The 21,822-nt window shown below is 58.6% G+C and carries 20 protein-coding genes; 8 read left to right on the top strand and 12 right to left on the bottom strand.

Translation table 11 applies throughout. The features are described 5' to 3' along the window. The first annotated feature begins 30 nt into the window (after window positions 1–30). Both VEH04_11145 and VEH04_11140 read left to right on the top strand, forming a co-directional pair. Window positions 31–1,014 (top strand): EamA family transporter, encoded by a 984-nt coding sequence (locus tag VEH04_11145; protein ID HYG23329.1) that lies wholly within the window; start codon window positions 31–33, stop codon window positions 1,012–1,014. Window positions 1,015–1,021: 7 nt separating this feature from the next. After that, the gene (locus VEH04_11140) at window positions 1,022–2,428 is read left to right on the top strand and encodes an MATE family efflux transporter (GenBank protein HYG23328.1); all 1,407 of its coding nucleotides are present in this window, start codon (window positions 1,022–1,024) and stop codon (window positions 2,426–2,428) included. Here VEH04_11140 and priA read toward each other — a convergent pair. Next, complete coding sequence (gene priA, locus VEH04_11135) at window positions 2,396–4,813, bottom strand: primosomal protein N' (protein ID HYG23327.1); 2,418 nt, start codon at window positions 4,811–4,813, stop codon at window positions 2,396–2,398. The two genes, VEH04_11140 and priA, sit on opposite strands and share 33 nt — an antisense overlap. Between priA and VEH04_11130 the strand changes: the two genes are divergently transcribed. Next, window positions 4,814–5,374 (top strand): lytic transglycosylase domain-containing protein, encoded by a 561-nt coding sequence (locus tag VEH04_11130; GenBank protein HYG23326.1) that lies wholly within the window; start codon window positions 4,814–4,816, stop codon window positions 5,372–5,374. 13 nt (window positions 5,375–5,387) lie between these two features. On the opposite strand, the gene VEH04_11125 is transcribed toward VEH04_11130, so the two are convergent. From VEH04_11125 to ruvC, 3 genes are read right to left on the bottom strand one after another with little or no spacing between them, the layout of a single operon-like run. Further along, window positions 5,388–6,113 (bottom strand): lysophospholipid acyltransferase family protein, encoded by a 726-nt coding sequence (locus VEH04_11125; GenBank protein ID HYG23325.1) that lies wholly within the window; start codon window positions 6,111–6,113, stop codon window positions 5,388–5,390. Then, window positions 6,110–6,715 (bottom strand): Holliday junction branch migration protein RuvA, encoded by a 606-nt coding sequence (gene ruvA / locus VEH04_11120; protein ID HYG23324.1) that lies wholly within the window; start codon window positions 6,713–6,715, stop codon window positions 6,110–6,112. The genes VEH04_11125 and ruvA overlap by 4 nt, the downstream gene beginning before the upstream one ends. A gap of 14 nt (window positions 6,716–6,729) precedes the next feature. Then, window positions 6,730–7,329 carry a crossover junction endodeoxyribonuclease RuvC gene (ruvC, locus tag VEH04_11115; GenBank protein ID HYG23323.1) on the bottom strand — a complete coding sequence of 200 codons (600 nt, stop codon included), beginning with the start codon at window positions 7,327–7,329 and terminating at the stop codon, window positions 6,730–6,732. 149 nt (window positions 7,330–7,478) lie between these two features. Between ruvC and VEH04_11110 the strand changes: the two genes are divergently transcribed. Beyond that, a complete protein-coding gene (locus VEH04_11110) occupies window positions 7,479–7,784 on the top strand; it encodes a hypothetical protein (GenBank protein ID HYG23322.1) in 306 nt (101 codons plus the stop codon). A 20-nt stretch (window positions 7,785–7,804) separates the two neighbouring features. On the opposite strand, the gene VEH04_11105 is transcribed toward VEH04_11110, so the two are convergent. The 4 genes from VEH04_11105 to proB form a co-directional block, all read right to left on the bottom strand. After that, window positions 7,805–8,203, bottom strand: coding sequence for a hypothetical protein (locus tag VEH04_11105; protein HYG23321.1), 399 nt, complete (start codon window positions 8,201–8,203; stop codon window positions 7,805–7,807). Window positions 8,204–8,272: 69 nt separating this feature from the next. Then, complete coding sequence (locus VEH04_11100) at window positions 8,273–8,821, bottom strand: hypothetical protein (GenBank protein ID HYG23320.1); 549 nt, start codon at window positions 8,819–8,821, stop codon at window positions 8,273–8,275. A 307-nt stretch (window positions 8,822–9,128) separates the two neighbouring features. Next, window positions 9,129–9,782: a MazG family protein gene (locus VEH04_11095; protein HYG23319.1), complete on the bottom strand. Its 654-nt coding sequence runs from the start codon at window positions 9,780–9,782 to the stop codon at window positions 9,129–9,131. A gap of 2 nt (window positions 9,783–9,784) precedes the next feature. After that, window positions 9,785–10,861, bottom strand: a complete 1,077-nt coding sequence (gene proB, locus VEH04_11090) for a glutamate 5-kinase (GenBank protein ID HYG23318.1) — start codon at window positions 10,859–10,861, stop codon at window positions 9,785–9,787. 263 nt (window positions 10,862–11,124) lie between these two features. On the opposite strand from proB, the gene VEH04_11085 reads away from it, so the two are divergent. Both VEH04_11085 and VEH04_11080 read left to right on the top strand, forming a co-directional pair. Further along, window positions 11,125–12,870, top strand: a complete 1,746-nt coding sequence (locus VEH04_11085; protein ID HYG23317.1) for a hypothetical protein — start codon at window positions 11,125–11,127, stop codon at window positions 12,868–12,870. 254 nt (window positions 12,871–13,124) lie between these two features. Beyond that, window positions 13,125–13,901 (top strand): DUF1080 domain-containing protein, encoded by a 777-nt coding sequence (locus tag VEH04_11080; protein HYG23316.1) that lies wholly within the window; start codon window positions 13,125–13,127, stop codon window positions 13,899–13,901. A gap of 17 nt (window positions 13,902–13,918) precedes the next feature. Here VEH04_11080 and argB read toward each other — a convergent pair whose 3' ends face one another. The 4 genes from argB to VEH04_11060 are packed head-to-tail and all read right to left on the bottom strand — an operon-like array spanning window position 13,919 to window position 19,543. Then, window positions 13,919–14,800 carry an acetylglutamate kinase gene (argB, locus tag VEH04_11075; GenBank protein HYG23315.1) on the bottom strand — a complete coding sequence of 294 codons (882 nt, stop codon included), beginning with the start codon at window positions 14,798–14,800 and terminating at the stop codon, window positions 13,919–13,921. Window positions 14,801–14,809: 9 nt separating this feature from the next. Further along, the gene (locus tag VEH04_11070; protein ID HYG23314.1) at window positions 14,810–15,727 is read right to left on the bottom strand and encodes an SMP-30/gluconolactonase/LRE family protein; all 918 of its coding nucleotides are present in this window, start codon (window positions 15,725–15,727) and stop codon (window positions 14,810–14,812) included. A gap of 59 nt (window positions 15,728–15,786) precedes the next feature. After that, the gene (locus tag VEH04_11065) at window positions 15,787–19,089 is read right to left on the bottom strand and encodes a hypothetical protein (protein ID HYG23313.1); all 3,303 of its coding nucleotides are present in this window, start codon (window positions 19,087–19,089) and stop codon (window positions 15,787–15,789) included. After that, window positions 19,058–19,543, bottom strand: coding sequence for a hypothetical protein (locus VEH04_11060; GenBank protein HYG23312.1), 486 nt, complete (start codon window positions 19,541–19,543; stop codon window positions 19,058–19,060). The genes VEH04_11065 and VEH04_11060 overlap by 32 nt, the downstream gene beginning before the upstream one ends. 236 nt (window positions 19,544–19,779) lie before the next feature. Here VEH04_11060 and VEH04_11055 point away from each other — a divergent pair, with 236 nt between their 5' ends. Together VEH04_11055 and VEH04_11050 are read left to right on the top strand one after the other, a co-directional pair. Continuing rightward, window positions 19,780–21,219, top strand: coding sequence for a DUF1080 domain-containing protein (locus VEH04_11055; protein ID HYG23311.1), 1,440 nt, complete (start codon window positions 19,780–19,782; stop codon window positions 21,217–21,219). A gap of 18 nt (window positions 21,220–21,237) precedes the next feature. Beyond that, a partial coding sequence (locus VEH04_11050) for a Gfo/Idh/MocA family oxidoreductase (protein ID HYG23310.1) occupies window positions 21,238–21,822 on the top strand: 585 nt, incomplete at its 3' end.

Below are 21,822 nucleotides of genomic sequence, written 5' to 3'. Positions count from 1 at the left end.
CAGAAATTCGAGCCGAGGCGGAACCACAGCATGCAAACTGAACCGCACCCGAAAAGCACAGGACAGCGACCCGCAACGTGGAAAATCCTGGCGGCGTTCGCTGCCATCTATGTGATCTGGGGTTCAACTTACCTGGCGATCCGATATGGCGTGGAGACATTCCCGCCTTTCCTGATGGCAGGCTCGCGCTTCGTTGTCGCAGGCGTTTTGCTCTATGGCTTTGCCCGGATGCGCGGCGCAGGCAAGCCGACTGTGAGGCAATGGCGTGATGCGGCGGTGGCAGGCGGGCTCATGCTGATGATTGGCAATGGCGGAGTGACGTGGGCCGAGCAGGTCATTCCCTCTGGCGTCGCGGCGCTGCTGGTGGCGCTCGTGCCCGTCTGGATGGCCCTCGTGGACTGGGCGCGGCCGCGCGGCTCCCGTCCGGACTGGCAGGTGATCACAGGCCTTGCGATTGGATTTGTGGGAGTCGCATTGCTCGCACGAAACAATGGGCACGGCGCCGGCGCGGCATACACCTGGGGCGTTGTGGCCCTGATGGCCTCTTCGATCTGCTGGGCCGTTGGTTCCGTTTTCAACAAGCATGCGCAGCGACCTGAATCACCGCTTCTTGGGATTGGCATGCAGATGTGCGCAGGCGGCGCCATGCTTCTGCTTGTGGCTGCCTTGCGAAACGAATACGCCACCTTCACGTGGGCTGCACTCAGCGCAAAATCGGTCGGGGCATGGATTTATCTGACGACTGCCGGATCGTTGATCGGATTTCCAGCATACATCTGGCTCCTGCAAGTCACCACCCCCGCGCGCGTTGCAACGTATGCCTACGTGAATCCGTTCGTAGCCGTACTGTTGGGATGCACGTTCGGCAACGAACCATTCTCACGTGCCATGTTTCTGGCCGGGGCCTTGATCATTACTGCCGTTGCATTAATCGTCTGTTCCGGCTCCGGGTTTCCGCCCCATTGCTGGAAGCGGCTCTGGCGCGGCCGAATCGCGGCTTCGCAGCAACCATAGAGTTCCGATGTCCGCCACCCTCAAACAGTTTCGCATCTGGCAACGCGAATCGCGGCTCACACTGCGGCTCGCGTTGCCGATCGTGGGCGGCATGGTGAGCCAGATGCTGATGGGCCTGACCGACACGATTATGGTGGGACAGGTGGGTGTCATTCCGTTGGCGGCTTCCTCTGTCGTGAATGCGGTTGCACACTTGCCAATGGTATTCGGTTTCGGCCTGCTTTCCGCCATCGCGGTGATGACGGCGCAGGCTTATGGCGCGCGCAACTTTACGGGAACAGGTGAAGTTCTTCGTCACGGATTTTTTACTTCGACAGGTCTCGGGCTGGCTGCCGCCGCGGGACTTGCGGCGGCAGTTCCGCTCCTGGACTGGCTTGGACAAGATCCAGCAGTGATCGCAGAGGCCCGTCCCTACTGGATTCTTTTCGCAATCTCAGCCGCTCCCGCATTGATAGCGCATGGCGGCAAACAATTCAGCGAAGCGGTAGAACATCCATGGGCACCCACCTGCATCATGCTTGGCGCCGTCCTGCTGAATGTCCTCCTGAACTGGATTTTTATCTTTGGCCATTGGGGCGCGCCCGCACTGGGCCTCCGGGGCGCGGGCGTCGCAACTGTTATTGCGCGCATCGCAATGGCCGCGGCAATGTGGCTATACATTCTGCGAAGCCCTGCCCTCAGCATCTACCGTCAGGCGCGCTGGCGTTCGAAATTAAACTGGCAAACGATCCGATCCCTCCTGCGCCTGGGAACCCCAGTCGGTTTGCAACACCTGCTCGAAGTCGGCGCGTTCGCCTTTGCCGCCCTGATGATGGGCTGGATTGGCGCCGATGCCATCGCTGCGCATCAGATCGCGATCACCTGCGCCGCGACGACTTTCATGCTCGCGCTGGGGACGGGGATGGCGGTGTGCATCCGAGTCGGGCACGCGTGGGGCGGGCGCCAGTTTGCGCGGGTTCGAAGGATTGGTTGGAGCGGAGTCGCACTGGGCGCGGGCAGCATGGGTGTGTTCGCCCTGCTGTTCCTGTTTGAAGGAAGCTTCATCGCCAGCTTGTTCGTGAAATCGCCTCCTGTAATCAGGCTGGCAGCACAACTTCTCGTCATCGCAGCTGTCTTTCAAATTGCGGATGGAATCCAGGTTGTCGCCATTTCCGCGCTGCGTGGATTGGGCGACATGCGAATGCCCGCGGCTTTCGCCGCGCTGGCTTATTGGGTGATCGCGCTCCCAGTCGGGGCGTCGCTGGCTTTCGTCGGCGGTCTCCAGGCAGTCGGCATCTGGATCGGGCTCGCGACGGGATTGATTGCGGCTGCGGCTGGATTATCAGCGCGGTTCCTCATTCTGACGCGCCAGGAATCGATCTCCAGGCGATCCCTCGTCGGGCTAACTCAGGTCGGTGGGATCGATGTCCACTGAAAGCATCACGTCTTCAGGCAACACGAGCGTCTGCAACACCTCGGCCAGAAGCCGGCTCAAGACGGTCATCCGCTGCGTTCGCAGCATGATCTGATAACGGTAGAAAGTCTCCGCCCGCAGCAACGGCGCGGCCGCGGGTCCCGCGATGATCAAATCGGGCAGAGGAACTTTCACGCCGGTGTCGGGGCCCGTTGATTGACCAGGCGCTTCCTTGAACGGGATCAGAAGCCGGGCGACATGTTCCGCGGAAAATTTCACCTTCTCTTCGTTCCGTCCTTTCAGGGTCAACAGGGCGACGCGACTGAACGGCGGGTAGCGCAGCTGTTGGCGAAACTCCAGTTCCTGGTCGTAAAAGCCCACGAAATCATGCCGCCGCGCATATTGTATCGCCGGATGAAACGGTGTGAACGCCTGCACCACGACTTCGCCCTCGATGTCTCCGCGCCCGGCACGCCCCGCCACCTGCGTCAGCAACTGAAAGGTCCGTTCACCCGCGCGGAAGTCAGGCTGATGCAAAGCCATGTCGGCGTAGATGATTCCTACGAGGGTCACATTTGGAAAATGAAGACCCTTGGCGATCATCTGCGTGCCCAGCAGGATGTCGATCTTGCCCGCGCGGAAGTCCCCGAGAATGCGCCGATAATCGTCCTTCCGCTTCATTGTGTCCGCGTCCATGCGCGTAATGCGTCCGTTCGGAAAAATCCGGCCCAATGTTTCCTCCACCCTCTGGGTTCCAATTCCCGCGTAACGGATCTTCGGATTGCGGCAATGCTCGTTTGGACAAACCGGCGGCACCGGTGCGTCGTGGTTGCAAACATGGCAACGCAAGCGTTGAACCTGCCGATGAAATGTCAGCGAGAGGCTGCAGTTGGGACATTCGGCGACATAACCGCAAAGCGGGCACTGCAGCGAAGTCGAATAGCCGCGGCGGTTAAGGAACAGGATCGTTTGTTCGCCGCGCTCGAGTCGCTGCGTGATCGCTTCCTTCAATTGCGGCGAAAAGATGGGAATGCCCTGGTCGCGACGCACCGCCTGCCGCATGTCCACCACGCGCACATAAGGCATCTTTTGGTCGTCAACACGCTCAGGAAGGTCGAGCAGCGTGTATTTTCCCTTGCGGCAATTGAAGTAGCTCTCGAGCGAGGGCGTGGCCGATCCGAGCACGACCACCGCGGATTCCATGCGGCCGCGCATAATGGCCACGTCGCGCGCCTGATATCGGGGCGCTTCCTCCTGCTTGTAGGTGTGCTCGTGTTCTTCATCCACGATGATGAGCCCGAGTGGCTCGACAGGCGCGAAGATGGCGGAGCGTGCGCCGATCACTATTCGGGCGCGGCCCTGCCGAATTTTGTGCCATTCATCATGCCGTTCGCCCGAGGAAAGATGGCTGTGCAACACGGCAACAAGCGTCTGAAGAGGACCCGAACTGAAGCGTGCCTTGAATCGCTCAACGGTCTGCGGCGTGAGCGAAATCTCCGGAACCAGCACGATGGCTCCCTTCCCCCGTTCCAAGGCATGCGCTATCGCTTGCAGATAAATCTCCGTCTTTCCGCTGCCGGTCACGCCGTGCAACAGAAACGTTTCCCCCCCGCCTTGCGCTGGCGTCACGTTCCCATCGTCCGGTGCTGTTGACTTCGACGCGTTCGCGCAATCGATTGCGCGTGTGATGCTCGTCAGCGCCTTTTCCTGCGCCGGATTAAGCACGAGCGGCTGCGTGGGCAGGATCTGTTCCCGAGCGTAAGGATCACGCTCCGAAACCTGCGAAGTGACAGTGACAAGTCCCTTGTCTTCCAAACTGCGGACGGTCGCGGCAGTCGTCCCTGCGAGTTCCAACAACTCCTGCAACGGTAATTCGCGCCGCTCCTCCACGATGTTCCAAACGTCCCGCTGCCGCTTCGGCAATTTTGGGAAATCGCCCGCAGGTGCAAGCATGCGCACGAAGAGCCGTTCGCGCCATCCCGCCTGTTCCTTGCGCACGGCCTCAGGCAGCACGCTTTTGAGCGCGACCTCGGGTGGACAACAGTAGTAGTCCGCAATCCACCGGGCGAGCTTCAGCACGCGCGGAGTCACGAGCGTCTGCGCGCCAATGACTTTGATGATGGGTTTAAGCCGGGTTACATCCGATGTTTCCGCGACGGCGGTGACGCATCCCAGGACCTTGCGCGCGCCGAACGGAACCTGAACGCGACTGCCCACGTCGACCTTTCCCACAAGATCGTCGGGAATGGCATAATCAAACTCCTTTCGAAGCGCGATCTCCAGGCTGACACGGGCTATCATTGCAGCCAGCAGGGTTGAAGTGCCGGCACCGTGTGTCAACCGTTTGTAGGAATAAGCGGAATCAAGGGCTTTGCGCGGTGCTGCAACCCGGCTAAAATTCACCACGTGAAATTTCGGCGCTGGGCTCTGCTGCTTCTGCTGTTCCTCGGAACCGCAGGCGCCTTGTTTCTTTGGCGCAAGGAATCAGTGGAGATGCGGTTCTACCCGGAAATTCAAGCCGCAGCGAAACGATACGCCGTGGATCCTTCGCTCGTGAAAGCAGTCATCTGGCGCGAAAGCAAGTTTCAGCCGCACGTGCGTGGCGGAGCGGGAGAACTCGGCCTGATGCAGATCCAGGAAGTCGCCGCGCAGGAATGGGCGGACGCGGAACGCGATCGCACCTTTGAACACGAACATTGCCTCAACCCCGCCACGAACGTCCTCGCAGGCACGTTTTACCTTTCCAAACGACTGAAGCGCTACGCCCACACAGATAATCCCATTCCCTATGCACTTGCCGACTACAACGCCGGCCGCGGCAATGTCATCCGCTGGAACAAAGGTGCGGCTGCGACGAACAGCGTGATGTTCATTGAATCCATCGATTTTCCCGGAACGAAACACTACGTGAAGTCCGTCGCCCGGCGGCATCGGTTGTACAAAACATTCGCGCGCTTCGGCCTGTAACAGCGGCCCTCAACTAGTCGCACGTCAATTCCATCAAGGCCGATTGAAGCTGCTCGCGAAATGCGGCGCGCTGTTCTTGGCTGGCATCGCGCGGAACATGGATTGGAACGCCGACGTTCATGTCGCATTCGGAGAACGGAAGCGGGATAACGAAACGGTCCCAGCTGTTCAAACGGATCTTCCAGCGAACGTTATACGAGAACGGAACGATCGGCAGCCCTGTGAGCTGGGCGAGCGAAACGATGCCTTCCTGCACGACGTAGCACGGTCCGCGCGGACCGTCCGGCGTGATCGCAAGCGAATAACCCTGCTTGGCCCACTTGGTGAGTTCCAGGAGAGCACGCGCTCCGCGGCGGCTCGACGAACCGCGCACAGGCTGGATACGAAAATGTTCCAGCACAGCTGCCAGGAAACCGCCGTCTTTGCTGGCGCTGACGAGTGCCGCAGTGGGCAGGCCGCCATTGCGCTTCCGATAGAGGCGATGCGCCTCGGGACACAGGACCAGCCGATTGTGCCAGAGCGCGAAGATGGACCGTGTGGACGGCGGATTCACGAATCGGCCCGATGGATCATTCCATCGATAACGCAGCGTCGCCGATACGACCCTGATTGCGACGCAGACGATCCATGCGCCGAGCCGCTGCAGAAACGTGGGCTGGTGCGGCACCACAATTCCGGAGGGACGCGCAGGACGCGGGGGCTTTTGGCTGCGCGGCTGGGAGTCTTCCACAGCAATCATGCTCCCTTTTTCAGACACGCCCTCACGAGATCCTCGACCGTCGCTGTTTCACCCAGCAGCACCTGCGAAGCACGCGCTGCTTCGTGCGCATCCACCTGCTTAAAACCCAAAGCCATGAGCGCGAGCGCGGCATCGTTAACCTTCTGGTCCGATGGCGAAAGCGACCGCTGCGCGCTGGCGGCTTCCCAGGCTCCAGCGGCTCCCACCTTGTCGCGGAGTTCGACGACAATACGCTCCGCTGTTTTCTTTCCCACGCCAGAAATCTGCGAGAGCGCCTTCACATCGCTGTTTGCCACTGCGCCACGGAATGCAGTTACGCTGATGCCGCTGAGAATGTTCAAGGCGATCTTCGGGCCAATGCCGCTCACCGTGTTGATGAGCAGCCGGAACATATCGCGCTCCGCAGTTGTCATGAAGCCGTAGAGCACATGGGCATCCTCGCGCACGATGAGTTGCGTCAGCACATGCACATCCTGTCCAGGCTGCGGCAATTTATCGAAGGATGACAACGGGATCAGCACCTCGTAGCCAACGCCTCCAACATTCACAATCGCCTGCGTAGGCAAGGCATCGACGAGCTTTCCGTGAAGAAACGTGATCATGAAACTGAACCGCGCTAAATTCGTTTTGCAGGAACGAGATTGAAACGCCGGGTTTCCTGGGCATGAGCCAGAGCCAGCGCAAGAGCGTCGGCAGCGTCTGGCGCTGGCAATTCCGCGAGGTTCAATAGTCGTTGCACCATTTTCGCGACAGCCAGTTTCTGGGCGCCGCCGTATCCCACGATCGCCTGCTTCACCTTGCGCGTCGCCATTTCAAATATCTCCAATCCCGCCTCGGCAATTGCGGCGATTGCCGCGCCCCGCGCTTCCCCCATGATAATTGCTGTCCGGAGGTTTTGGGCGAAGAAGATGCCCTCGATCACGCAGGCGGTGGGCTGATGCTGTTTGACGACATCCCGCAACACCTCCGATATGCGAGCCAGGCAACGGGAATGCTCCCAGTGTGCGGGGCAGATGATTGTTCCATGGACCATTACTTCAGGATGCGGCCGGCCGTTGCGAATGATGCCGTATCCCGTGCCGCGCAATGAAGGATCCACACCCAGAATTGTCAGGTGCGGCGTTGGATTCAGCAGCGGCAGCCGATCGGCGGCCGCGCGTGCCGGACGGCGAAGCCGCCCCTCCATTTGCTTGAGTTGCTGAGGCGTTATGCCCACGCGTGGATACTGCCAAGCTGAAATCGGTTGCAAAAGGAGAAAACAGAAAGCAGGGCGGCGAGCCGAGGAACATTTGGAAAAGTTTGAGGTCCGGGACCGCCTGCGGGAAAGGACTCGGCCTGGCGCGGGACCGATGCTAGCGTGTCTTCATGGCCAACAAATCTGACGTCCGCCGTCGCCGGTTTGGAGTGGCAATGCTGGGGACTGCCGTGTTGCTGCTGCTTCTGGGCGAAACAGTCCTGGCAGAACGCCTTCGACACTTTCCCTGGTTTGCACTGGTCTACTGGCTATCGTGTTTCGGTTTTGTATTTGCCGCCATTCTGGTTGCGCTCCTCGACTGGTTGATCGTCCACAAGCGATCCAAAGCGGAGCACCGTCATTTGATCAAGGAAACCTGGGAAAACATTGCCAGCCAGCAGGACGATCGCAAACCGCCTGGAAGCGAGGCGCCTTGAATTCCATTGGGGGGCGTGCCTTAAGTCCAGAGACGGAACGGGATGCCGCCCTTTTCGAGGAACGACTTGCAGACGGGGCATTTTCCCGGATCCGACCAAACTTCGACCGAGTGGCGGGCTGAAACCGGGCAGCGCAAAGGAAAGATCTTCCAGTGAAATCGGCCCCCTGCGGGTTTTGGAAGCTGTTGTCGAACGTCATCGAACACCGGCGGCCGTTCGCGTTTGCGAAGGGGCGTGACACCGGCGCCCAAGGAAGTGCCATCCTGAATCACCCGCAAGCGAATCACCGCGTCATAAAGTTTGCGACAGTCCCCGCAATGAATCGTCTGCACCGAGCAATCCACGCCCGCGTCAGCCCCGCCCGAGACTACCGTCTTGTAAGTGCATTTTGGACATTCAAAAACGTAGGATCGTCCCATGAACAACCTCTCGCGAGATTGCTTCTTTATCCGGTGAAATCATACCATTCAAGGCCGGATTTCGGCGTCTTAGCGTGCGAACGCCGTTTTGCCTGAGATGGGCCCCTCCAAGGCAGGAGTGCTAGGTGCAAATGAACGGGGCCTGCCGCTGGCTGGCAGTTCCTCCCATTCAGCTTCGGAACCGTAGCTGAAGAGAGCGTTTGGATCGACAACACCGCCCTCAACAACCGTCATCGCGTTCGAGCCCGCAGGTGCTTCAGGCGGGAGTTCGGCTTCCGCGATTCGCGATTCTGGGACCTCGCCGGACGCCACCGCAGCATTGTTCGGTTCGGCACCTTGCTTTGCCTCCACCTTTTCACCGTCCAACCCGGGCAACACAAAAAACGCCGCGACCAGGGAGACGGCTGCAAACTCCCATCGGAACAATTTGAACGTCGTTTTCTGTGGCTTGGTCATCGAATTTCCCAGGCGCGCTGCCTCCTTGGCCCTCAGCAGCTCACGAGTTCTACGTTTCTCAGCCTGGCCGCTCCAGATCAACCCGAACACAATGGCCAGACACACGGAAACTGAACCGGTGAGAACCGGTTCACGAAGCAGAAGACGAAGTATATCGGTCATATCGAAAAACTGGTAGTGCCCCGAAGAGAGACACAGTCGTCCAGGATCCGGACGACTGACGAACGGGTAATCGTCGACGGTTGTTGCTTATCAATCAATGCAACCGCCAATTAGCAATAACGTTACCACTGCACGAAGCACAAGAGTTTAAATGAGATTCGAGGCGAGAACTTTCCAGCCCCGTCCGCGGAAATGCATCAGTTAAGCTGCTGCTGAGCCCATGAAAATTATTTCAGGGTCTTTTTTTTGCTCGGAACATGTTTCCGGTTTCGATGGCCGGATGTGCTCTCCCGGTATCGGGTAGGAATTAAGTGCCGCTTCGTTCTGCGCGCCGAAGCCTCTTTTCCTGCCGCCGCGTCTCGACCCGAAGCAACGCTTCCGCCGACCAGCCATTCTGTTGCGCATGCCGGACCAGGTCGAACAGCTGGCGCCCCATATCACTGCGCTTTCCGGATGCGGCGGGTTTTCCATGCTGCAGCAATCCAGCCTTTCGCGCTTTCTTCACCAGCTTTTCCGCGCGCAGCAGCGCCGGGAGATGTTTTGGAATTCCGTCCAAAGCGGACGCCCGGGCATGCCGGGTTCCCTGTTTCTCCGCCCGCTTGATCTTCTCCCAGTTCGCCCATACCTGATCGACGTCCTTCACCTTCGCGCCGCCGAAAACGTGGGGATGCCGACGTACGAGTTTCTCCGTGATGCCGCGGGTCACTCGGTCGAAATCAAACGCCTTGCGCTCCTTTGCCAGCTGGCAATGAAACACCACCTGCAACAACAAGTCGCCCAACTCCTCCTCCAGCTCGTGATCGTCGCCCGCTTCGATGGCATCGATCAGTTCATAAACCTCCTCGACCGCGTGCCAGCGGATGGAACGATGGTCCTGCTCGCGATCCCACGGACAGCCGGTCCTGGAACGAAGCCGGGCCATGACCTTGAGCAACTCCTGGATGGCGGAATTCTTTTTCACAATCAGAGAATCACCAGGTTATCACGATGCACGACTTCAACGCGCTGCAACTGGCGGGAGCGGATGTCGTTTGCGCGATATCCAACGAGCCCGCGTGCGAATTCGGTTCCGTCGAGATCGCAGATGCGTACAACTTCACCCGCCTCGAAATCACCATCGCAGCGGGCCACGCCTGGCGGCAGGAGGCTTTTTCCGCCTTCACGCAAAGCTTTCTTGGCGCCTTCATCCACAAAGAGCGCTCCCTTGGGATAGTGGAAAAATGCGATCCAGCGTTTTCGACCCTGCAGCCGCAGCGCGTGCGCAACAAACAATGTCCCTTCATCCTCGCCCGCGAGCACGGATGCCAGGACATTTTCGTTTCTTCCGGACGCGATCACGAGTGGAATCCCGGAGCGCACCACAACTTTTGCAGCGTCGATTTTCGATTTCATTCCACCAACAGCAGTGACGCTTTCGGTTCCGCCAGCCATCGCTTCGATCGCCGCGTCAATCTGGTCCACTTGTGAAATGCGCCGCGCATCGGGTTGTCCGAAATGTTCAATGACGCCGTCAACCGTGGTGAGGATGATGAGCAGGTCGGCGGGAAGCAGCGATGCAACGAGTGCCGACAGCCGGTCATTGTCTCCGAACTTCAGTTCAGTGATGGATACCGCATCATTCTCGTTGATGATGGGAACCACTCCGCGGCTGAGAAGAGTTACGAGCGTATTGCGCGCGTTCAAGTGCCTTTCGTGATGCTCCAGATCCTCATGCGTCAGGAGCACCTGGGCCACGACAAGTCCGTGCTTCGCGAAGAGCTGCTCGTAAACTGCCATCAAGCGCGATTGCCCGACTGCGGCGCATGCCTGTTTTTCGGCGAGCTCAGCGGGACGCGTGCTATAGCCGAGCGCTCCCATTCCTGCGCCAACGGCGCCCGAAGTCACGAGGACGATCTCACGGCCGGCGCTCCGCTGCGCGGCGAGCTGCGCCACCAGTTGTTCCATTTGCGCCAGGTCGAGCTGCTTCCGGCTGTCGGTTAAAACGCCGGTTCCGAGCTTGACCACGATGCGTGTGAGATCATTGAGCCACTTGCTCCGCATGCGCCAAAAGTAGAGAGCAGCGGGGCAAACGTAAATGTGAACCTTGCCAGGAGAATGTGCGGGGCGCGTTGCGCCTTCGGGAAAGGTTCGGATTCATGTTGTCACGGGAACTCTGTTTTGAAGGTCAGCTGCCCCGCAGCGCCACATGCATTCACTTTGCAGCGGCCGGTTGCACGAGTTTCCAGCGCTTGCAATCCGCCCTGACACAATCCATGCTGCCGTGACAAATCATCGAGTTCCATTGATGGAGCTGACGTGACGGAATGAGCACATTACCTGAAAACGAATTGGACCTGGAAAAGCTGTTTCTCCCCGCATGGGCACAAACGCCAGCTACCTCAAAGTCATATGCGGACTACGAAGTTCGAGAGGATCGCCAGGACCGTCGTGGCGACCGGCGCGACCGGCGCCCAGGTCAACGCCCCGGAGGGGGTGATCGTCAGCGTCCGGCCGGCCAGCCCGGCGCACCTCATGGCGACCGCCGCGCTGCCGGGCCCAGGCGCGATTTTGGCGGCGACAAGCGGCCGTTCAATCGCGACCAGCGCGGGCCACGCCGCGATGACCGGCGTGATCGTCCCGAACCGCTGCCATTGCCCGATGTAAACCTCACTTTCCTTCCTGACGATCTCGGGGTCGACTCGCTTGCGCGCCAGATCAAGGTTACGGGACGCGCCTATCCTCTCTTTGACATCGCGCGGTTGATTCTCCAGAAACCCGAACGGCACCTTGTCACGTTCAGCGTGAAAAAGAAGGATAACCAGGTCGTTCAAGCGCTGTTTTCATGTGCGCTGGACGACACGTTGTGGTTGTCCGAGGAGGCCGCCATTGCTCACGTGCTGAACAAGCACTTCGCTACTTTCTACCAGGTCGAACGCACTCCGACAGATCCTCCCAAAGGCAAATACACCTTTGTCGCCCAATGCGGCATGAGCGGCGTCATTCTGGGTCCCCCAAACTATCACGATTATCAAAACCAACTGCGCAAACTGCACGCGGAACGTTTTGCACGCATGCCGTTCGAGGCGTTCAAGGCGCGCGTAAAAATCGTCCGCGACGAGGAAGTCATCAAGAAGTGGACCGATGAGCAGAGTTTTCGCACCGAGTTCGTCTGTTTGAATGTTCCGGAGGCGACGCGGCTTCAAACGCGCGAAGCGGTCGAGAAACATTTCCGCGAAACCCACAAGGAAGCGATCATCAAACAGGTGGAGTCGCATACAATGACCGGCAATGCCGCAAGGAATCTCCGCGCGCCAGAATTGGTCCGCCTCGTTCGCCAGGGTTGGGAGGATCAACGGCGATTTCCCCTGCAACTCGCAACGACCTTGAGCCAGAAGTTCGCTTCACACGGCTTGCAGTTCTTCAAGGTCAACAAGGCAATCACGCACGTCTCGGTGGCACGGCCTCACTATCTGGATGTCGAAACGACGCCGGTTTCGGAAGGCGTGAAGCGCATCGTTGACTTCATCAACGCGACGCAGAAATGCACGCGCCGAAAACTGCTTGAAGCTCTGGCTCCGACGCCCAAAGGGGCGCCTGCCCCGGCCCCTGCGGCAACAAATCCTGAGGCCGCGGGTGAACCCGCTGCTGAGGCGGCTGCCGTTCCGCCAGCGGCCCCGGCAGCACCCGAACCGACGACCGAACAAAACGCTGTCATTGGGGACCTGCATTGGCTGATTCATCAGGGACATGTCATCGAATTCGCCAACGGCATCCTGGAAACCGCAAAGAAACCGCTGCCCAAACCCGAGCGAAAGCCCAAACCGGCAGCCGCGGCAGGATCAACGGCTCCGGTCGCAGCTTCCGAAGCCGCGACGATGGAGCCAGTAGCTGAGAACGCAGTGCCTGATCTCACTTCCGAGGGCCCGTCATCGCTGCCGGAAAGCGTGAATACCGATTCCGAAGAGGCAGCTTCAAGCGAGAGCCCCGCAGAACCAGAAGTCTCCGCGCCCGTTGCAGCAGATCCTGAATCGGCGGAAACGGCTCCCGAAAAACCGTCGACTGACAGTTAGATTCGGCTGAGCGGGGAACGTGCTGAATCGAAGCGCCGACTTGCATTCGGCTTGCGATGATCGAAGGTCCGATCGCGCCCAAAAGCAAAGCCATGGAGAACCAGCGCTGCGCCAATTGAGCCGGCGCCGGCGAAGTTGAGCGTTAAGCGGGTGCTCCGTCGACGCTCCATTGCCTTCCGGGAATGAGCGCTTGACCACACGTACACGTTCGGGGCAGTGTTCGCTCAACTCAAATCCCCGTTATGCAAAACCTCATGACTCGTTACATCTGCAACGCAATTCCCGGATGCATTGCGCTGGTGCTCTGCGCGGCGTCATCCGTTTCAGCTGCCGAGAATTGGATACCGCTGTTCAACGGCAAGGATCTGAGCGGCTGGACGCCGAAGTTCAAAGGCAATCCGCCGGGCGAAAATTATAAGAACACATTTCGTGTAGAGGACGGGGTTCTGAAAGTGAGTTACAGCGAATACGCGCGTTTTGCGGGAGAGTTCGGTCACCTGTTCTGGAAGGAGAAGCTTTCGAATTATCGGCTGCGCGTCGAATACCGATTCGTCGGGGACCAAAGCAGCGGCGGCGCCAGCTGGGCGTTCCGCAACAATGGCGTGATGATTCATTCCGAGCCTGCCGACAGCATGGAGTTGAACCAGGAATTTCCCACTTCGCTTGAAGTTCAGTTCCTGGGCGGCACCGGCACCCCGCGATCGACCGCAAATCTCTGCACGCCGGGCACACACGTCGTCATGGACGGGAAACTGATCACGACGCATTGCACGAATTCGAAATCCAAAACCTACGACGGCGATCAGTGGGTCACCGTCGAAATCGAAGTGCGTGCCGATAAAATCCGCCATCTGATCGACGGTGAAGCTGTGATGAGTTACAGCGAGCCACAGCTGGACACCAACGACGCGCACTCAAAAAAGCTGCTGGAGAAGGGAACTCCCAAGATGCTCAATAGCGGTTACATCGCCATCCAGGCGGAAACGCATCCCACCGAATTTCGTAAGATCGAACTCCTAAAGCTCGACTAGTTTTTTCCGGCATCCCGTCAGAGCACGACCTCCGTGCCGACTCCCTCGTCCGTGAAGATCTCCATGAGGACGGAGTGCGGCACGCGGCCGTCGACAAACGAGACCTTTTCCACCCCGGCAGTAAGCGCCGCCACCGCGCTGTCCACCTTCGGGATCATGCCCTTGTCAACGATCCCGGCGCGCTTCAGTTCCGCGACTTCGGCTGACTTGAGATGCGGAATGACGGAGTCGGGATTGCGCGGATCACGGAGCAACCCTGGAACGTCGCTCATGAACACCAGCCGTTTCGCCTTCAGCGCGAGCGCCACCTGGGCGGCTGCGACATCGGCGTTGCAATTGTAGATTTTTCCATCCTCACCAAGCGCCGTCGGGCTGATCACGGGCGTGATGCCATTGGCAATGCATTCCAGCAACGGCGCTGTGTTGACGCCGATCACCTCGCCAACATAACCGATGTCGAGTTTCTGTCCGGGATGATCCTTGTCGTCGAGCCAGAGCTTGCGGCATCGAAAAATTTCGGGACCTGCAAAACCTCGCGCAACGCTTTGAAGCGAATTGATCGTGGAAACCACCTCGGGATTGATTTCGCGGGAAAGAACGTGATCAACAATCCGCACAGTGGCTTCATCGGTGACGCGCTGCCCCTGGATGAAGTTCGCCTGCAGCCCCGCCTTTTCCATGGCGCGCGTAATGGCCTTTCCGCCGCCATGCACCACCACCGGGTTGATCTCCACCGCTTCAAGAAAGACGATGTCCCGTGCGACGCGATCCCGTACGGCAGCATCGGGAGAGTCCATGAATGAACCCCCGTATTTCACCACGAACGTGGCGCCGTTGAATTTCTGGATGTATGGCAACGCTTCCATGAGCGTCGCCGCCTTTGCGATCAGGTCTTGCATGTTACAGGGTCACTTCGACGCGTTGGCTCCCTTGTGGTTCAATCGAATCGAATAAAATCCCTTGCTCGCGGTGATGAACAATGTCTGGTGATCTGTTCCACCAAAGCTCACGTTTGCGGTCCACGGCTCAGGGACATCGATTCGCTCGACCTGCTTCCCTTCCCTGTCGAATACAATGACGCCACGGCCCGTCAGGTACAAGTTGCCTTCCGTATCGAGTGTCATTCCGTCGGATCCCATTTCGCATCGAAGACGTTTGTTGCTCAATTCGCCGTCCGACTGGATGTCATAGGCCCATGTCTTGCGCGCGCGGATGTCTGCAACAAAGAGTGTCTTTCCATCGGGCGCGCCGATGATCCCGTTGGGTTGAGACAGATCTGACGTCACCCGCTTGAGCGTCTTGCGGTCTGCGCTCAGAAAAAACACCTGCTGCGTTCCTTGCGGCGCATCGTTGTAGTCCCACCAGGAACGCTTGTAAAACGGATCGGTAAAATACAGGGCGCCGTCGGGACGTTCCCAGACGTCGTTCGGTCCGTTCAGCGCCTTGCCTTGATATTCCTTTGCCAAAACTGTGTGCTTCCCTTCGGGTGAAATGGACCAGAGTTCCGTTTTTTCATCGGCGCACGCGAGCAAGTCGCCTGTCTTGCTGAAAAACATTCCATTTGCGCGTCCCGCAGGCTTCATGAATTCGGACAACTTCCCCTCGATGCTCCACTTCATGATCCGGTTGTTCGGCTGGTCCGTGAAGAACACGTTGCCGGCCTTGTCGGAGGTGGGCCCTTCCGTGAATTCAAAACCTGCCGCGAGCTTCTCCAGTTTCGCGCCCGGGGCTATGACGGAGGACTCGTCGTTTGCGCTCTGTGCCATGAGGGAAAACGTCAGGGCTGTTTGCAGTGCGAGCAAGGCAGGAATTGTCGCGGTTTTCATGGGCGCAACTGTGGCAGGAATCGCAACGTGTTTCAAATGACAACCGAGGCCGATTGTTGTCACTGTTTCAATCGATAGAAACGCGACGGAACATCCATCAGGTTTGTGACGACAACGTTCGGACCAAGAATTTGCAATCCCGGCACCACGCTCCACACCCGCGGCGGCAAGAGGTTTGTGGTCGACTCGAGGACCGAGCCGCCCGAATTGGCGGGCCATTTGAGCACCACGTGATTGCCCACGATCGCCGCGCTGACCTTCGGAATGACCGTTGCCTTCAAACGCAGATTTCCAGGCACGCCCATGAAGCTGCCGGCGAGAATACGATAGGTGACGTTCGCAGTTCCCGGAAACGTCACACTGGCCGCCAGCGACTCGCAGCCAGGGCCGTTGTCGTCATTACAGCCGCCCGTGACCGGCACAAGCGAGGCGCAACTCCCGGTGAACACCTGCAACGCTGTGTCCATGTCGCTCGCGCAAGTCGTGACATGAACCAGCCCGTCCACGAATGGTGTAAAAGAATACCACAAGCCCCGGCCGAAATTGGGCTGGCATTCTGGAACAGGCTCGTTCGTGTCCGTGGCGTTCGCCGTATAAACGGAATATTCGATACCTGGCTCCAATGGAATCGCGCCACTGCATTGATCATTAGGCGGAGGCTGCATCGTGGCGGCGAGCCGGACATTCCCGTAGGCGCCCGCCGCACCGCCTACCCCGACCCAATACGTCTCTCCAGCAGAAGCAATGAATTGCAAACTCGTTTGATCTGACGTGCAGGCGGGTCCTGGTCCGATTGCGCAGGTGAGGACTCTCAGCGTTCCGCATTGTCCCGCAAAAACCGCAAGCGCCGTTTTGAAATCGCTCCCGCATGTGCTGAGCGTTACCACGCCGCTTTTCCCGGGCGTGAAGCGATACCAAATCATTTCCCGCTGCGACTGATTACAGATCAGCAAGGACTCCTCTCCCGCAGCCGTCGCGAAGGCCGTGTTGTTGGTGTAAACGACCCCTTCCGACATTTCGACGGCATCTGCGCAGAGGTCCGCGACAGGCGCTGGCGCGATCAGTCGCAGGCTCAGTTTTCCAAAACCGCCATTCCGCCCCGCAGCACGAATGAAATAGTTCGTCCCCGCTTTTCCCGCAAATGAGAGCGACGCCCGGTTGGATCCGCACGCCGGCCCGTTCGTAAAACTGCATGCAAGGGGAATCGGCGACGAACAATCTCCTGCATAGACCTGCAGCACTGTTTCGAAATCGCTCCCGCACGTCTCCAACGTGAAGGTGGCGTCGCCGCCCGGAACGAAGCTGTACCAGACTGCTTTCGTCGCAGTCGGATCACAGACTGCGACCAGTTCTGCGTCGCCAGTCGCGTAGGTTGTGTCATTCGTGTACGAAACCCCATGCGCGAGCGGTGTTGCGCCGAAACAGTATTCGTTGGGTGGACGCCGCACCCATGCTCGCACTGCAAGGTTAGTCCCCATTAAACCGCCCATTTGCACCCAATAGGTTTCGCCCGCGGTTCCAGCAAAGCTGATCACATCATTGGAACAACCCAGCGATTGCCCCCACTCCCCGCAGCTTCCGTTAAACACTCGAATGGCGCGGCTTGAATCACTGCCGAACGTTGCAATCGTGACCCTGTCGTTGATTAATGGCGTAAACCGATACCACGTTGCCTTCAGGCCTTGATAATCATTGCAGTCGCCGATATCGCCATCGCGAGTGGCATGCGCGGTGTTGAAGCGATGCAGAACGCCGTCCTGCAATGAAACAGCCCCGGCACACGTGTCGTTCGGCAACTGCGGAGACACGCTCGCCTTGATGCTCAGGTTGCCCGACGATCCGAGATACGCGCCCACCCGAATCAAGTAACGCGTGCCGGCCGCTGCCAAAAACACAACGCTCGCTCTTTCCTCGCAAAACGGGCCATAGCCGGAATTACACCCGTCCTGCACGAGGGAAAGCGTGTTGCAGCTTCCGATATACACGGCCATGGATGTTGCGAAGTCGCTCTCGCATGTGGTGATTGACACCACTCCGTTCATCTCTGGCGTGAAGGAATACCAAACGTCCTTGTCGTGCACCACGTGGCACCCGTCCAGCAGCGGCCCGCCGCCTGTCGCGAGAAGAGTGTTTTGCAGTGCTGGCACGCCTGCAGTCAGCGGGATTGCGCCGGAACATTCGTCATTGTTCAACGGTGGCGACAGTGTCGCCCGGATCTGCAGGCTGCCCGGTCCGCCTCCAACCATGAATCGGTATGTGACACCCGCCTCGCCCCAAAACGCGAGCGTGCGGCCATTCGTGCCGCAGTTCGGCGAAGCATATTCACTGCACCCGTCGTCCATTCGCTCCAGCGAATCGCACTGCCCTGTGTAGATCTGCATCACGGGCGCGAAATCACTGCCGCAGGTCGAGACACTCACAACTCCGTTTGATGGCGGAGTGAAGCTGTACCAGACCGATTTGGGAAACGTGAACTGTCCCCCGCAGTAAACATTGGAGTCGCCTGCCGAGGTCGCCAAAAAGGTATTTCGGGTGTAAACCGCCCCTTCGATCATTGCAACAGCCGCATCGCAATGGTCGTTCAATGACGGAAGGAGTGTCGCTTCGATTCTTAAGTTGCCTCCCGGCGTCAATCCATCAGCCAGGATATAATACGTCGCTCCTGCATCGGCCGAATACACTACCGATGCCCGATTGCTCTCGCACACGGAGGGGCTGCCATCATCGCAGGCATCAACAAATGTGGTGAGGGATTGGCAGCTGCCGCGATATACCCGCAGCGTGGTGGGAAAATCGCTGCCGCAGGTCGTGACGTGCACAATGCCATTGCTGGAAGGAGTGAACCTATACCAGACACCATTTCCAAGGTCCGGCACGTGCCGAAAGCAGCCGACTTGCGGGTCGTCGTCCGATGTGGATTTCGAGATCCGATTTGAATGGGGAACGCCGCTGATGAGGGGGATGGCATCGAAACAGGAATCGTTGGGCGCAGATCCTTGTTCCAATAAAACTGAAAGCGTCCCTCCCATCCCCGTGCTGGCGCCAACCAGAAAACGGTAAGCAACACCGTTCGTTCCGATAAACTGCAGCTTCCCGGAACTCGAGCATTGAAAGGAGAACACGTTGCTGCAGTTCCCGGCAACAAGCTGAATGGACGCGGGGAAATCACTTCCATAAGTGGTAAGCGTCAGAGGCCCTGTGTTTGTGGAAGTGAAACTGAACCACACCCCCTTGCCCGCCGACGAAAAGCACCAAGGGATTGGATCATTCGTGGAACTTGCGTTACGCGTGTCCATCACATATGGAACGTCAGGAATCAGTGGAATGGCATCACTGCACTGGTCGTTCTGGGGAGTGGCCATTGTCGCGACCAACTTCAAATTCCCTGCCGATCCCCCCCCGTCCCCCAACGACGATGAAGTACTTCACCGACGGAAAACCCTCAAAACTCACGCTCGCCTGATCAGAATCGCAGGCCGGGCCCACATTGTCGCCGCACGTGCGGAACACCTTGGTGTCACAATTTCCGCCAGCCGACGAATACACCTCAATGGCAGTATTGAAGTCGCTGCCGCACGAACTGATCGTCACGGTGCCGTACTGCGGTGGTTGCATCGAATACCAGACGCCCTTTCCAAACGGACCCGTGCAGACATTTGACGGATCGCCAGCAGATGTTGCGAGCAAAGTGTTCTGTGAATAGGCGACGTTGAGGGTCATCGCGGCTGCGCCGTCGCAACGGTCGTTGGCTGGCTGCGCCTGGCCTGCGAGGCAGAACATGCAAGCCGGCAACAGCATGAAGCGGGAGGATTTCATGGTCGCCTTTCAAGAAAATGGCGATGCCAGAAAGGTCAGGCACCTTGCGGGATTTTTGCCATCGGGCGAGCACATTAAACCGAAAGCCCCGACTGTGAATGGGGTTGATACCTGCGCCGTTTGGCTTGATCGCGCGCCGGTCGGTAAGACAAACGTTTGATCCGCCGACGGCTATCCGTGTAACAAGAACAGGTTGACCAACGTCCGTTCTCGGAACAGGCTGACTGCCAATAACTATGCTGAAATCTGGAATCGCTTTGCTGGCGCTCGCGCTCTTCACTGGCTGCACCACAACCGCTCAGGATGCTGGCTGGGTTCAACTATTCAATGGTCGCGACCTCTCAGGCTGGACCCAGAAAGGCGGGAAGGCGCTCTACACCGTGGAGGATGGCTGTATCGTCGGCCGCACCGTTCTCCAGTCGCCAAACAGCTTTCTCTGCACGGAAAAGGATTACGACAACTTTATCTTTGAAATGGACTTCAAAGTGGACCCGCGCCTGAACTCCGGCGTGCAGTTCCGCAGCGAAGCGTTCAATGAGGAAAAGCAATTGGAATTCAACGGCCGCACCATCCGCATCCCCGCAGGCCGTGTGCACGGTTACCAGTGCGAGATCGATCCGGACATGAACCGAAAACGGGCGTGGACCGCCGGCATCTATGACGAATCGCGGCGGCTGTGGCTCTTTCCCGGCAGCCATGGCGGCCGAAGCAATGAGTTCAGCCTGCAAGGGCTTAAGCTGTTTCGCCCTAACGACTGGAATACCATGCGCATCGTCGCCAACGGCCCGTCGATCAAAACTTACCTGAACAACGAATTGCGCAGCGAGATCGAGGACTTTGTCACGCCCAAAGGCTTCATCGCCCTCCAGGTCCATAGCGTTGCGAACAACCCGACAAACGCAGGTCTGGAAGTCCGATTCAAGAATGTGCGACTCAAGGCGTTGGAACCTTCCCAGAGTGAGGCGAAGTCAGCTGCGATGAACGAGTTGAGCCAGGCGGAGAAGCGCGACGGCTGGCGGCTGTTGTGGGACGGCAAAACCGCCGACGGCTGGCGCGCAGCCAAACGTGAGACGTTCCCCGCCAAAGGGTGGGAAATTCGCGACGGCATCCTGACAGTCCTCGAAAGCGGTGGAGGCGAGTCCGTCAGCGGCGGCGATATCGTCACGCGCGATCGTTATTCCGATTTTGAATTGAAGGTGGATTTTCGCATCACGCCTGGTGCAAACAGCGGCATCAAATATTTCTGCCAGCCGAACCTCGATCCCATCACGGGCACGGGCGCCAAATCCGCGACGGGATCCGCAATCGGCCTGGAATACCAGATTCTGGATGACGAACAGCACCCCGATGCCAAACAGGGCCGTGACGGCAATCGGACGCTGGCCTCTCTTTACGACCTGAAAACCGCCTCAGCGGACAAGGAATTCGGCGGAGTCGGAAGCTGGAACACAGCCCGCATCGTGGTAAAGGGAAATCACGTTGAACATTGGCTGAACGGCACGAAAGTTCTCGAACTGGACCGGGGCACACCTGAGTTTCGCAAGCTAGTCGAGCAGAGCAAATACAAGACCATCCCGGGATTCGGAGAGTGGCCTGACGGGCATATCCTCCTCCAGGATCATGGCAACCGCGTGTCGTTCCGGAACATCAAGCTTCGTGGCCAGCCAGTGAAGTAACTCAACTCTCACCAATCTATGAAGAAGAACAAACGAATCGCCGGCCGGGATATTCCGCGCCGCTCCTTTCTCAAGGGATGTCTCAGCGCGGGTGCGTTCTCGCTCATTGCGCCGCGCCTCACGTGGGCCGCAGACGCAGTCTCCGCGAACGAGCGCGTGAACCTTGCCTGCTGTGGCATCGGCAACCGCGGCGCGGAAGTGATCAAGGCGCTATTCGCCACTGGACACGCAAACATCGTCGCGCTCTGCGATGTCGACATGGGAGCCCCGCATACCGCCGCCATTCTGAAGCAGTTCCCCGACGTTCCCCGCTTCAAGGATTTTCGCGAGATGTTCGACAAGATGGGCAACCGTTTCGATGCGGTCAGCGTCGCGACTCCGGACTTCTCCCATTTCCCCATTGCCATGCTCGCGATGTCGCAGGGCAAGCACGTTTACTGCGAAAAGCCCATGGCGCATTCATTCCGCCAGACGGAGCTGATGATGCAGGCGGAAAAGAAATACAAGGTGGCTGCCCAGATGGGAAACCAGGGGCACTCGGAGGCGAACTACTTTCAATTCAAAGCCTGGGTGGACGCCGGGATCATCAAGAATGTCACTCGG

The organism is Verrucomicrobiia bacterium (genome assembly GCA_035629175.1).
In the GTDB taxonomy this organism is placed as follows: domain Bacteria; phylum Verrucomicrobiota; class Verrucomicrobiia; order Limisphaerales; family DASXHY01; genus DASXHY01.
This window is presented reverse-complemented; position numbering and strand designations above follow the sequence as displayed.

Bases quoted from the DNA above. Each gene is read 5' to 3' on its own strand.
- VEH04_11080 (HYG23316.1), top strand. From the start codon at position 13,125: ATGACTCGTTACATCTGCAACGCAATTCCCGGATGCATTGCGCTGGTG.
- VEH04_11100 (HYG23320.1), bottom strand. From the start codon at position 8,821: ATGACCGATATACTTCGTCTTCTGCTTCGTGAACCGGTTCTCACCGGT.
- VEH04_11060 (HYG23312.1), bottom strand. From the start codon at position 19,543: ATGAAATCCTCCCGCTTCATGCTGTTGCCGGCTTGCATGTTCTGCCTC.
- argB (HYG23315.1), bottom strand. From the start codon at position 14,800: ATGCAAGACCTGATCGCAAAGGCGGCGACGCTCATGGAAGCGTTGCCA.
- VEH04_11145 (HYG23329.1), top strand. From the start codon at position 31: ATGCAAACTGAACCGCACCCGAAAAGCACAGGACAGCGACCCGCAACG.
- VEH04_11110 (HYG23322.1), top strand. From the start codon at position 7,479: ATGGCCAACAAATCTGACGTCCGCCGTCGCCGGTTTGGAGTGGCAATG.
- VEH04_11105 (HYG23321.1), bottom strand. From the start codon at position 8,203: ATGGGACGATCCTACGTTTTTGAATGTCCAAAATGCACTTACAAGACG.
- VEH04_11070 (HYG23314.1), bottom strand. From the start codon at position 15,727: ATGAAAACCGCGACAATTCCTGCCTTGCTCGCACTGCAAACAGCCCTG.
- VEH04_11125 (HYG23325.1), bottom strand. From the start codon at position 6,113: ATGATTGCTGTGGAAGACTCCCAGCCGCGCAGCCAAAAGCCCCCGCGT.
- proB (HYG23318.1), bottom strand. From the start codon at position 10,861: ATGCGGAGCAAGTGGCTCAATGATCTCACACGCATCGTGGTCAAGCTC.
- VEH04_11085 (HYG23317.1), top strand. From the start codon at position 11,125: ATGAGCACATTACCTGAAAACGAATTGGACCTGGAAAAGCTGTTTCTC.
- VEH04_11140 (HYG23328.1), top strand. From the start codon at position 1,022: ATGTCCGCCACCCTCAAACAGTTTCGCATCTGGCAACGCGAATCGCGG.
- VEH04_11065 (HYG23313.1), bottom strand. From the start codon at position 19,089: ATGGCCACTCCCCAGAACGACCAGTGCAGTGATGCCATTCCACTGATT.
- VEH04_11055 (HYG23311.1), top strand. From the start codon at position 19,780: ATGCTGAAATCTGGAATCGCTTTGCTGGCGCTCGCGCTCTTCACTGGC.
- ruvA (HYG23324.1), bottom strand. From the start codon at position 6,715: ATGATCACGTTTCTTCACGGAAAGCTCGTCGATGCCTTGCCTACGCAG.